Source organism: Prevotella mikamonis (genome assembly GCF_055381405.1).
The window spans coordinates 2,246,200-2,258,793 of the sequence record NZ_AP035785.1 but is presented as its reverse complement, the minus strand read 5'-3'; the positions used below and the strand labels follow the sequence as shown (position 1 = coordinate 2,258,793).

Here is a 12,594-nt window from a genome sequence, read left to right as displayed (position 1 = left end):
CTATATATTAATTAGTTTTTCCATTTCCTTTTCAGGATTTGCTGCGTTCAAGACCGCCCCACTGATGGCAATTCCACTCACCCCTGTCTTTAATAAATCAGGTATATCGTCGCGCAGAATGCCTCCTATGGCAATGAGTGGAATCTGTATTCGGACCTCCTTCATGGCTGTGAGCAATGTTTCGTAGCCTTTTAAGCCGAGCAAGGGAGCAAGATTCTGCTTGGTCGTGGTATATCTGTACGGGCCACACCCTATGTAATTCACTCCCTGTGCTGCCAACTTCCGGATATCGGCAAAGGTATTGGCCGTCCCACCGATGATTTTATCGTTGCCAAGTATCGCCCTGGCTTCGTCGGCAGGCATGTCGTTTTTCCCCACATGCACCCCATCAGCCCCCAGTTCATTGACCAGATGCACCCGGTCGTCGAGCAAGAATGTTGCATGATAGTCACGACAAAGCTGCGCCATCCGGCGTCCAACGCTCAAAAACTCATCGTCGGTAGCATTCTTCATGCGCAGTTGTACCCATCGGCATCCGCCACGGAGCGCCAATTCCGTACCTTCTATGTAATCAAACTTTTGGTTTTCGTGCGTAATAAACTGTATGTTTGTCATTGCTTGATGAGTTTTTCTGGATTATAGAAATGGTTCACAGCCCCATGCCCACTGCCTATTTCCACGTCAGCCCCCAGCCTTATGGCATCAGAGACATAGGCTTTTGCCTTGGCAACAGCCTCTTCCAGATGAAAGCCCCGCGCCATGAAGGCACAAACAGCCGACGAAAGTGTGCAACCCGTACCATGTGTATTGCGCGACACAATCGTTTCAGCATCAAAGACCATAGGCATTCTGTTGTCGGCAAAATACAATCTGTCGCTCTTCACCTTCCCCTCTATGTGCCCCCCTTTTATCAATAAGGCCTTACAGCCACGGCCTAGAATCATCTTTGCAGCCTCATCCATATCAGCCACCGATGAAATACGCATTCTCGCCAAGACTTCTGCCTCCGGAATATTGGGAGTCAGCAAGGTGGCAAGAGGTAAAAGATATTCGTCGAACGTGCGGATAGCGTCGTCGTCCATCAGTTTATGGCCCGAAGTAGAGACCATCACAGGGTCTACAATCAATGGAATATCCTTCACCTCAGATAAGGTTTTCGCAATACTCTCCATGTTTCCGGCACTCCCCATCATCCCTGTTTTTATAGCATGGGGACGTAAATCGGCCAGTACCGCCCGTAGTTGGGCTTCTACTATCTTTGCCTCGATATGCTGAACACAATACACCCCTATCGTGTTTTGTGCCGTGACGGCCGTAACCACCGACGAGGCATAACACCCCAACGCCGACATCGTTTTGATATCAGCCTGTATTCCTGCGCCCCCTCCACTGTCTGAACCGGCTATCGTCAAAGTCTTTACATAGTACATCATACATTCTCAAAGTAACAAATGCCACTTCTCGAACGACCAAACAATGGGGCAAATACACCTATAGCGGACAGATAAACGCGTAATTCTCACTTCGCACTCCCTACGGCAGCATTACCTGCGTCAGGTTATACGGGTATAATCTCAGCTCACCCAATAAGGCGGCACCCCATTTTCGGTCAATCCGAAAGTTTATCTGTTTGCAAAGATACGACTTAAAAAATATTTCAGCCGATTGAAGCAGTTAAAAGGAGTTAAGTTATTCCTTCCTTCTTGTTGCAAGTTCAGGTATTCACTTCATCGAAAACCATCTGTCGTAGCTCGTCTGTAATCATCGGGACACCCAATATAAAAACTTCTGTATTCAAACATACAACATACCAGATATAAACAATGAGGACGTGGAAACCCACACCCTCATTGTCTTATTGTTGTCCGGACATTCTTTCAATACCTCCGGAACTATACACCGCACCGAGCCGAGAGCATCGGTGGAAGTTTAGGGAACAAGTATCCGACGCCCCTTGTGAATATAGATACCATGCTGGGGATTATTCACCCGCATACCACTGAGTGTGTACCAGGCATCGTCGCTTGTCTCCGTCTTCAACGATTCTATTCCGGTAGTCTGCAGAGTGTTAATAAAGAAGGAAAATGACCTGGCCGAACTCGATGTACCAAGAGGCAGACCAAGGTAGGCACGATTCCACTTCGAAGGCGTCGTGAGACCATCTTTCGAAAGCAAGCGAAACTCACCGTTCGACAACCCGAAATTGGTATAGAGCGTGCCGTTGCGCGTTTCCTTTACCGTGACAAACGTAGGGACGGTAGCACCCACCAGATAGTTCTTTCCCGTATAAGTAGTTTGATTTCCCGACATATAGTCTTTCTCGCCCATAGTCACCTTCACGGTGTTCCCACCGGCATTCACCTTCAGCAGTACGCCCACGAACTCATTGTTGCCTTGCCCTTGGCGCGAGGGGATGTATCCGCCTGCAAAAGGTGTCAGTGTGGTAGAGCGGACGGACGGGTCGAATGCTGTCACGGCGTATGGAGTCACCGTTCCATCAGTGGGACACTGCACGTCGAAATCGAAGCAGCGCGTGTTCCATCCCTCCTTCACATCCAGAGGTATCTCAGTCATCAGCTTGGCTTCCTTCCATATCGGATGAGCCTGATAGTTGGCCAGTGCGCTCGGCTTTACATATACGGTATGCCCTTTTATGTTTGTGTCGTCAGTTGTCGGGGGTGTTACAGACATCATGTAGACTGTTGCATTGTCGCGGGAAAACGCGTCCCGGCTGATATGTTGAACCGATGCCGGTATGGTTACTTCAATAAGTTTTCCGTTCAAGAAAGCATCTTCGCCTATTTCCAGAAGCCCCGATGGCAGCGTGACGTGCGTATATGGATAGTCGTCGAAGGCATAGTCGTCGATGTGCGTCACAGTACCTGGCACAACATAATAGGCGTTGAATTTCTCATAGACAGGTACTTTGGGCGGGAACAAGATGAGCCGTTTCATGGCTTTATCAAACAGCACGCCATTTTTTGAAATGAAGTAAGAATTACTAGCATCTACAGTAATCTCCTCCAGTCCGCTATCCTCGCGGAACGAACCACCCTCTATGGTTTTTACCCCAGCAGGTATATGGAGCTTCTTCAAAGCTGGGCAAAGTCCCAGAGAATACTTCCTGATGGTTTCCAGTGTGCTTGGCAATGTCAGGCTTGCAAGGCTTCTACAGTTGTTGAAAGTGGTAGGCTCTATTGCTTTCACACCTTCAGGTATTGTCATCGACTGGAGTTTTGCGCATCCGTAAAACGTACTGCCGGCGAGTGTCGTAAGTCTGCCGGGCATCTGCACGGTTTCCAATGAGATGCAATCTCTGAAGGCATCACTCTGGATGGCGGTCATTTCGGTTGCTTGAAAGACCACGCTTTTGAGCAATGTACAACCTTTGAAAGCTCCTACATCGACCGTTTTTAAAGAGGCGGGCAGTGTAACGCTTGTGATGTAATGCTGATCAGAAGTCTCGCTGAACGCGCGAGGGGAAATGTTGGTCACCTGGTATGTTACCGAATTGTATGTAACCGTGGCCGGAACATTCACGGTAGCTGTCTGTGGATTGACAAGACCGTTGACATATACAGTCTTAGCATTGCTGTTGAGAACAGAATATTTGTATGAGCCGTAGTCGAAATTCTGTGCATGAGCCACAGTGCTGCACAGCAGAGCTACCGTACACAGGAGAATATGTAAAATCTTGTTCATATTGTTGCTTTTTACCTTGATACTTCGTTTTTTGTTGTTTTCAAACACTCTCATTGGGCTTATCCTACCAGTTGTATTCACTGTCGGAGTCTTCGTCAAATTGAAAATTGAATCCTCTCGCATCCATAGTTTCCGGATCTACAGTTTTTGATGTGGTATACAAGGGCCCCTCATCGGCTATGGGCGACGAGAGACTAAGTCTGATAATTTCAGACTCCGGTTTAATATAAACTTTCTTCATTTTTTACAACTTCCTAATTCTTTTTTAACTATTATGTATTTATACTCTTTATGACATATATATAAAACTCCCACATGTGTGCCACAGGATTACTCTCAGATTCATTGTACCGAATATCCCTTATGCTACGTGGCATTCCAATGGTTTCAGCGTCTCGCACCACAGTCTTCAAATCCATTAATCAATAAAAATTGCACAAAAATAGATAAAAAAAACTAGTTGTATCTCTTTTTGCGGGATTTTATAAAGGAACAACAAATAGTAATATTCATTAACTAAAAGCGGAAAGGGAGTGCAGACTAGGAACTATCCCGCACACATCAATACCGAGTCTCTCCCCAACACATCCTGCCATGACGAGTTATTCTGATAGAGAGTAATAAATATCCCCCTGTATCAACCCTATCACGTAGTCAAAATTATGTTGTACACACAGTGGTTGGGAACGACAGAAATTCCTAGACTCATCTGTCGGTAGCTGATTCCGTATCTTCTCCGCGAAATCCATATCGTAAATGCAACTGATAAAACACAAGGATTCAAATATAAATCACAAAAAGATGCTTCCCGTATTGCTTGTATCCCATTATATATCCAACCTCTCTTTACTGCAAAGCCTCCGCAGCATCGCTGCAAGAGCCGGACAGCAGTGCTGCAAAGCCCGGACAGCAACGCTGCCGAGGCCTTGCAGTTTTTTAAGGAAAAGACGACAAATAGTTTACCAGAATTGAAATTGTAATAAGAAAAATGAATTGAAAAATATTTTTTCGCCTTATAATAGCTATATTTCTACTTAGGTTTACATATAATTTGAAAAATAATGAGTAATTTTATAGGTGCAATCAAGTTACATCAGCATGGAACGTAAGAAAATCAATCGCCTGAAGGTGGTTCTCGCTGAGAAAGGAATGACAAATAAACAACTGGCAGAAATCCTTGACAAAGACCCTGCCGTTATATCAAAGCGGGTAACGAATATTGCCCAACCCAATATTGAAATGTTCATTCTGTTGGCAAAGATATTGGGGGTAAGAGTAGATGATTTATTATGGACAGATGAATTGTAATTGGCTATTGAAGTAATTATTGAATCGTATGTTTACACGAAGAAGTTCTTTAAACCCATCATAGACAAAGTCCTTGCCCATCATTATGGCTTCGCCGAAGAAGAATTGGATTTCATCATTAACTACGATATCAAATACCACATGGGCGAGGAACTAAACGAAGAATAGCATGAAACATTCAAATGGTAAAATTCCTAATTTTTCGGATTCTTTTAAGGTGTTAGAATTGCCAAACTTTCTTAATGGCATGGAGGCATATAATTTCCCTATAAAGTATGGAAATCTTGAATCTCGTTCTGTTTTAGAAGTTTATAGAAGATTACAAAGTCTGTATGAATCCATTTGCTCTGGAAGATTTAATTTATGTAATGCTTGTAAATTAATTTCCCCGAATATTTAGATTCTTGCAATACGGAAAAAGCGCATATATGGATACGCACTCAGTTCACTAATAATGCTATATTATGGTATAATGCGACTTTTGACCTTTTACTACAGGTTGTTTGGTTCTATTATGAGCTTTATAAAAAAACAAAAAAGCCGATAGAATTATCGACTTCAAACTTTGAGGATATTTTGAAAAAATGCAAATTAGAGAGTATTAAAGCAATTGTTTCTAAACATATAGGGATTGTTGACGCAAAACTTCTAAATAAGATTGAGGATTTGCATAATAATCAACATGCTCCAATTTCCAATTGGGCTAATAGTATAAAGCATAGAAGTTCTATTTTGTATGCTGACATAAAAAGTCATAATAGAAGATATCTCCAGGTATATCACTACAAGCCTGGTGAAAATTTACTTGATGCATTAAAGCGAAATGCCGATTTATTGTATGACTCTAACGAAACATTAAAAGAGGTTCAATTGGATGATGTAATAGACTGTTTGATAACATATCATAAGGCACTCATCAAATGTTCAAAGGATATGGTTATAACAATGTTCCCCGATAAGTTCGAAAATATGTAGGGTTATATAAAAAAAGTCGTAGCCTCTGTTAGAAGTAAAAGAGTATACGGTGAGGATACTATAATTAAAAAATAGAACAATGGAAGCAAACAACAACGATAATATGCTCATCTACCAATCGGCAGATGGAAATATAAAGATAGATGTTCGGTTTGAAAAGGAAACCGTGTGGCTGTCATTAGACCAGATGGCAACATTATTTGGACGTAATAAATCTACTATTTCACGGCATGTGAAGAATATCTTCGAGGAAGGAGAATTGCAAGCCTCTTCAGTTGTTGCAAATTATGCAACAACTGCTTTAGATGGGAAAACCTATCAAGTGGATTATTACAACCTTGATGTAATCATCTCTGTTGGCTATCGGGTGAAGTCGCAGCAGGGTACGCAGTTCCGCATTTGGGCAACACAGAGGCTCAGAGGATATATTACTTACAAAAAGCAGCAACGACAAATAGAGTACTTTGAAAGTATTAAGGAACTCGGCCAAGACCTGAAGCGTATCGCACCACAAAAGAACAACAAAAAGAAAGACAACGAGGAGAATAACCAATGATAGTCCACACGCAATATCTTGGCAATCAGGAACTGTTGAAATTGCAAAAGACAGCTTTCCTTGCATCGAGCAACATATCTTCCGGGATGGTGTTGCATGTATATGATTGGGCAACTGATATGCGCAGTCGTGGGGAATGTGTCGTCAGTAGATTTAACAGTAAGTAGGAACAAGATGTAGCACACAAACTCAACTAAACGAGAATTTTGGTTACGCCTGCTCCATATAGGGTTATTCTTCTGTACTTACTTATGGATTCCAACAAAGGAGAGTTGCCATTAATAAAATATAGAATTAATTGATAAAAAACTACAACAGCACACTTTTTAGTACATACTAAAACAAAAAGGAGGAATCTTGCGATTCCTCCAATTCAGTACCCAGACCCGGGATCGAACCGGGATGGATTGCTCCACTGGTGTTTGAGACCAGCGCGTCTACCGATTCCGCCATCTGGGCATAGCTTGTAAAGACGGTTGCAAAGGTAATTCTTTTTTTTGTTCCAGCAAACTTTTTTGGCGAAAACTTGCGAATGATTAAAGTACTTATTGTTTGATAAAAAAGCAAAAAAGCTTTGTGAGGATGATTTTAAATCGCTACTTTCGTGGCAAGAACGCTAATAGCACTAACATGGACAATGACCTTAGAAACAATTACTGCGTCATTCTCGCCGGTGGAAAGGGACGACGACTTTGGCCTTGCAGCCGCGAGAAACTTCCCAAACAATTCATTGATTTCTTTGGAACTGGGCTAACTCAGCTACAACAGACCTACGAACGCGTATCGCGTATATTCCCCTTAGACCACATCTTCGTCAATACGAACGCAGAATATGCAGACCTTGTGAGGGAGCAATTACCTCAACTACCGTCTGATAATCTCATGGCCGAGCCTATATGGCGCAATACTGCGCCCAGTGTAGCGTGGGCTGCCCACCGCATTGGGCATATCAACCCTAATGCAAACTTACTGGTTACCCCGTCAGACCAGATTGTCTTCCGCGAGGATGTGTACCGCAAAAACATCTTGGAGGGACTGGATTTCGTGAGCCAAAACAACACCTTGCTCACAATGGGTATCCGTCCTACACGTCCTGAACCAGGCTATGGATATATTCAGATGGGCGACCCTGCCGACATGGAGGATGTATATGAGGTGAAGACATTCATCGAGAAGCCCGATAGGGAGTTTGCCCGCATGTTTATGGAAAGTGGTGAATGGTATTGGAATACGGGACTTTTCCTTTGCAATCTGCAATATCTGAGCGTATGTTTCTATAAATTCCTGCCGGCAGTATTGAGCACGTTGGACGAAGCAAAGCCCAATTTCACTATCGAAGAAGAGAATGAATTCATCAACGAGAACTTCCCTTCCTACCCCAATATATCCATCGACTACGGCATTCTGGAAAAGTCGGACCGTGTTTGCGTGATGATGTGCGACTTCGGATGGGCCGACCTCGGCACGTGGCATGGCATCTACGAGGCCATGCAGAAGAGCCAGGACGACAACGTGGTCATTTCCTCCGACGTGCTACTGGATAATAGCCACGGCAATATCATCAAACTGCCAAAAGGCAAACTGGCCGTCATCAATGGGCTCGACGGCTTTATCGTGGCCGAACAAGACAACGTTTTACTCATCTGCAAGAAAGAAGATTCATCGGCACTCATCCGTAAATATGTCAGTGAAGTACAGATGAAGAAAGGCGACGACTACGTGTAATTACTGTCCGCCCAGCCGTTCGAAATAGACTATCACCTCTTCCCACGTCTTGAACTCGTCGCCGGCAAAAGGTATCACCGTTCCCATGAAATCGGACAACGGCTCTGTCGCAATGAAATAATCGCCATAGAGCAGTTGTCGCTGATTGGTGAATACCACTCGATTGTGGGCCGGCGTCGAGATGTATTGCTCCGTCCAGTCCTGCATCTGCGAGATAGATTCATGATCATTGGTAGGCGCTGCTGCCACGATATACACCGCATAATGCTCTATCAGAAAATCAAAAGCCTTATTAAAACTCGACTTCGGTTTGCCATACGAATCCTTCAGACACTCTTCACCTATATATATAATGTTGCGCTCACGCTTTTCCTGGCGGTCGTCTATCCATCTTATCACCGGCAACACACCACGCATAAAACTCCTATCCGTCATGCGATGCTCGCCATGAAAATGGATGGCGTGCGGATAGTGACTACGAAACAAGTCAAACGTATGCACCACTGGGTCTTCATCGCCAAAGAGTCCGTAGACACGCTCTTGCTCTTCGGGCGATACATGGGCAAAACATTGAGCTGTTATCTCGCGATATTCCTTCACCAGAGCCTTGTCTACGAAAAACTCCTGCACTCCGTCTTGACGTGGGTTCTGAAACACCTGTTTCCCCATCATGTTATGGTCGTGCATGGTCTGTCCCATCTCAAAGGCCGGATTCACCAAGATACGGTCGTAGCCCGTCAGCATCTCGGCATACATACCACCCATCGACGTGCCGATAATCAAGTCGGGATGCTGCTCTTCACATACGGTCCTCAGCAGCTCCATCGCTTCTTGCGGATGCACAGGAAGGTCGTATGCCAATACCACAGAGCGTGGCAATGCCTCCTGAATACGCTTCACCGTACCCGATTGGGCCGACGAACCGAAACCATGTACATATAGAATCTTCTTACCCACCATCAGGTCGGGATATTGCTTGATATAAGGATTTTCCATCGGGTTGCTCATATAGTCTCCAAAATTAATCAATTTTCATAAGACAGCATCAAACGTAAGGGCATAAAAAAAGGACTCCGCCGAGTCCAAACCTTTGTTAACCTTAAATCTAATACTATGAAAAACACGATGCAAAGATAGAGGAGAAATCCTTATATGCAAACTTTTTTCGCTAATTGTTTGCGATAACAGCCGCTTTCTTGACTTAAATCAAGAGAGCGGCTGTTCTTATTCCATCTATAGCTGGGAGCTACTTCTCTTTTTTACGTGCCTCATCCAATCCTTTGTTCAGGAAATCAAGATAATGAGAGACATTCTTGTCGTAGCTGTACGACTTGGTAAGAGGCATTCCCTTGGTATCCAGCAACACGTAGAACGGCTGCACGTTGGCGCCAAACTTGCTGCGCTGCAAGTAGCTCCACTTCTCTCCAACGGTGCGCAATGTCCGCTTCTTTCCGTTTTCCACCACCTCCATCGGTTCGGCCAGCGGCTTCCTGTCGTCCACATAGAGCGAAATCAGCACGTAGTCATTCTTCAACTTGTCGGCCACCAGTGGGTTTGTCCACACAGCAGCCTCCATTTCCCGGCAGTTCGTACAGCCGAATCCGGTGAAGTCTATCAACACCGGCTTGCGCTGAGCTGCCGCTGCCGCCATTCCCTCTTCGTAGTTAGTATATTGCGCCCGCACCTCGTTATGGTACAGATTGAAGTCTTGTGTCATCATCGGGGGAGCAAAAGCACTCACGGCCTTCAGCGGAGCACCCCACAGACCAGGAATCATATATACGGAGAAAGCGAGCGAAACAAGTCCCAGCATGATACACGGAACAGGCATGGCATGACTTGACGGGTCATCGTGGGGGAACTTCAGTTTGCCTATCAAGTACAATCCCAACAGGCCGAAGATTACTATCCAAAGCGAGAGGAACACTTCGCGGTCGAGCAGATGCCATCCGTAAGCCATGTCGGCAGTCGAGAAAAACTTCAACGAGAAAGCCAATTCTATGAATCCTAATGACACTTTGATGATATTCATCCAGCCACCCGACTTCGGAACTTTCTTCAGCCAAGTGGGGAACAAGGCAAAGAGTGTGAATGGGAGGGCCAATGCCAATGCAAACCCAAACATGCCGATGGCCGGTCCGAGGATGTTTTCAGCATTGGAAACCTCTACTAACAGGAATCCTATAATCGGTCCGGTGCAGGAGAACGACACCAATGCCAGCGTGAAAGCCATCAGGAAAATGCTCAGCAAACCGCTTGTACGGCTCGCTTTCGAGTCCACGCTGTTGGTCCAGGATGCAGGCAACGTGAGTTCAAACCAGCCGAAGAACGACAGTGCAAACACTACGAGCATCAAGAAAAAGAAGATATTGAAGCCAGCATCGGTGGCGAGTGTATTGAGCGACGAAGCCCCGAACAGACCGGTAATAATAAGTCCGAGCGACAGATAAATCACGATAATCGAAACGCCATAGAGCACGGCATCGAACACCCCACGGCTCCTATCGCCGGCCCGTTTGAGGAAGAAACTCACCGTCATGGGGATGATGGGCCACACGCAAGGTGTAAACAGCGCTAATAATCCACCCACAAAGCCCATCAGGAAAATGTAGAACCAAGAACGACTGAGGGTGTCACCATTCAGAATTTTCAGCTCTTTGACCACCGGCTTCCACAATTCTGCTTTCACATCTGACGACGATGCAGCCATCTGGGTGGTATCCGTCTTTGCCGAATCGGGAATTCCAACCTTACCCACAGAGTCGGCTTTGGCCTGACTGGCCAACGCCGTTGCTGCCACATCGGTGGCTTCGGGTGCCTCGGCCGGTCCGTTTCCTTTGATATGATAGTCTACCTGGGTCGGTGGCAGACAGTTCTGGTCATTGCATGCCCCGTATTCCAGATAACCCTTCACGTCGTAGGTCTTACCCGTTATCTTGAATTTCTGCACGAAAGTGACGGCATGCTCGAAATAACGCAGGTTCATCTCGAACAGCTTGTCAAACGTATTAATCTCCTTGCCACGTGCCTGTAGCTTCCCTACTTTCTGTACACCGACAGCCTTGTCTACTGCCAACGAGGCCGATATTGGTCCGTCTGAGGGCAGTCCGGTGGAATAAACATGCCATCCGGCATCTATCTTCCCGGTGAAAACCAGGTCTACCTCGGTGGGCGAAATCTGTTTCTGCTGCACCGAGAAGTGTACGGGATTGATTAACTGGGCATGGGTAGCTAGCGTAAATATTGCTAAAAAGAGTGTCAGCCAAGCCGACTTCCAATGAGTATAGTTCATATATTTGTGTTGGTTTGAGTTATATATCGGGCGGACTTGCACTGTGCGACAAGCCCACCATTATCTTAGTTCAGTTGCAAAAATAAAAAAAATAAGTGATAACCATGCTTCGACATGCCGAAAACATGATATAGCTACCCTGTTCAGAAGCCCACATAGGGGCGCAAACGTTCAATGGCCGCCGCGCTGAACGACTGCAAATGGCGCAAATCGTCGGCACTTTTCAGAGGACCTTTCAGCCGTCGATAATCAGTTATATCGCGTGCCTGATAGAAATTGATATACGGATGACGGCGCAACTCGCTCAGCGTCATCTTATTCAGATTCAGTTTTTTCACACTTCCGTCTTCCACCTTAAAATAAGGCAGTGCCTCGTTCGGAAATCCTTCTATCTCCTTGAGCTGTCCTACATGCGCAAACCCGCCCAATCGACGACCGTAATTCACTATCTCGCGTGCATAATAGCTACCCACCCCTGGCACACGTTTCAACATCGATGTGTCTGCCATATTAAGTACTACATGCTCCCCCAACTTTAGTTTTACAGGATAGCGACGCGGCAAAGTATCTGGCTTTTCCGGCAAATCTACGCGTCGGTCATGCCCATAAAATCGCTCGGCAGGCTGATAATCCTCCCCTATCACTATATAGGGGCGTAACGATTCATACTGCCCCTTGGTAAGCCCGTAAAGTCGGGCAAAGTCTTCGGGTTGGCGATAAATACCGCCCTTCGCCCGATACCGATAAATGGTGCGCACCTGCCACGGCTGCAAGCCGAGCCGAAGCAGCTGTGTGCTGTCGGCCGTATTGGGATCGAAAGCAAATCGCTCAGCCGTTTGTCGGGGTTGGGCATAATACTTCACAGGTTTCTGCGCCACAGATTTCCGCACTTCACGTCCCCTCACCGTTTGCCGGGCAACTTCCCCCTCGTCTATCAACAGATATAGGCCCAGTGCCACTATCACGATGGTGAGAATCGTGAGAAACACCTTCCGATCGGATTTCTGGAAATAAAAAAATGCCCGCCAACGCATAT

11 protein-coding genes, 1 tRNA gene and 1 pseudogene are annotated in these 12,594 nt (G+C 45.6%); 5 read left to right on the top strand and 8 right to left on the bottom strand.

The window, feature by feature from the left end:
- From ACZ42L_RS09450 to ACZ42L_RS09435, 4 genes are all read right to left on the bottom strand, one after another.
- Positions 1–615, bottom strand: coding sequence for a thiamine phosphate synthase (locus ACZ42L_RS09450; protein WP_464715943.1), 615 nt, complete (start codon positions 613–615; stop codon positions 1–3).
- Positions 612–1,433 (bottom strand): bifunctional hydroxymethylpyrimidine kinase/phosphomethylpyrimidine kinase, encoded by an 822-nt coding sequence (thiD, locus tag ACZ42L_RS09445; protein WP_464715942.1) that lies wholly within the window; start codon positions 1,431–1,433, stop codon positions 612–614. The genes ACZ42L_RS09450 and thiD overlap by 4 nt, the downstream gene beginning before the upstream one ends.
- Positions 1,434–1,929: 496 nt before the next feature.
- Positions 1,930–3,702 carry a leucine-rich repeat domain-containing protein gene (locus ACZ42L_RS09440; protein WP_464715941.1) on the bottom strand — a complete coding sequence of 591 codons (1,773 nt, stop codon included), beginning with the start codon at positions 3,700–3,702 and terminating at the stop codon, positions 1,930–1,932.
- 64 nt (positions 3,703–3,766) lie between these two features.
- Positions 3,767–3,943, bottom strand: a complete 177-nt coding sequence (locus tag ACZ42L_RS09435) for a hypothetical protein (protein WP_464698602.1) — start codon at positions 3,941–3,943, stop codon at positions 3,767–3,769.
- 857 nt (positions 3,944–4,800) lie between these two features.
- Here ACZ42L_RS09435 and ACZ42L_RS09430 point away from each other — a divergent pair.
- The 4 genes and pseudogenes from ACZ42L_RS09430 to ACZ42L_RS09415 form a co-directional block, all read left to right on the top strand.
- A complete protein-coding gene (locus ACZ42L_RS09430; RefSeq protein WP_464698600.1) occupies positions 4,801–5,010 on the top strand; it encodes a helix-turn-helix transcriptional regulator in 210 nt (69 codons plus the stop codon).
- Positions 5,011–5,178, top strand: a complete 168-nt coding sequence (locus ACZ42L_RS09425) for a hypothetical protein (protein ID WP_464715940.1) — start codon at positions 5,011–5,013, stop codon at positions 5,176–5,178.
- Between the two features lies 1 nt (position 5,179).
- Entirely contained in the window at positions 5,180–5,410 is a 231-nt protein-coding gene (locus tag ACZ42L_RS09420; protein WP_464715939.1) for a hypothetical protein, read from the top strand.
- Positions 5,411–6,064: 654 nt separating this feature from the next.
- Positions 6,065–6,415, top strand: a pseudogene (locus ACZ42L_RS09415) (virulence RhuM family protein); the annotation flags it as partial.
- A 503-nt stretch (positions 6,416–6,918) separates the two neighbouring features.
- Here the strand turns inward: ACZ42L_RS09415 and ACZ42L_RS09410 are convergent.
- Positions 6,919–7,000, bottom strand: a tRNA-Leu gene (locus ACZ42L_RS09410).
- 171 nt (positions 7,001–7,171) lie between these two features.
- Between ACZ42L_RS09410 and ACZ42L_RS09405 the strand changes: the two genes are divergently transcribed.
- Positions 7,172–8,266: a mannose-1-phosphate guanylyltransferase gene (locus ACZ42L_RS09405; protein ID WP_464715938.1), complete on the top strand. Its 1,095-nt coding sequence runs from the start codon at positions 7,172–7,174 to the stop codon at positions 8,264–8,266.
- Here the strand turns inward: ACZ42L_RS09405 and ACZ42L_RS09400 are convergent, their stop codons facing one another.
- The 3 genes from ACZ42L_RS09400 to ACZ42L_RS09390 form a co-directional block, all read right to left on the bottom strand.
- Positions 8,267–9,262, bottom strand: coding sequence for a YqiA/YcfP family alpha/beta fold hydrolase (locus ACZ42L_RS09400; protein ID WP_464701678.1), 996 nt, complete (start codon positions 9,260–9,262; stop codon positions 8,267–8,269). It abuts the gene before it with no gap.
- A gap of 250 nt (positions 9,263–9,512) precedes the next feature.
- On the bottom strand, positions 9,513–11,558 hold the full coding sequence (locus ACZ42L_RS09395; protein WP_464715937.1) for a protein-disulfide reductase DsbD family protein: 2,046 nt from the start codon (positions 11,556–11,558) through the stop codon (positions 9,513–9,515).
- A gap of 143 nt (positions 11,559–11,701) precedes the next feature.
- Positions 11,702–12,592, bottom strand: a complete 891-nt coding sequence (locus tag ACZ42L_RS09390; protein WP_464705935.1) for a ComEA family DNA-binding protein — start codon at positions 12,590–12,592, stop codon at positions 11,702–11,704.
- Between the last annotated feature and the right edge of the window lie 2 nt (positions 12,593–12,594).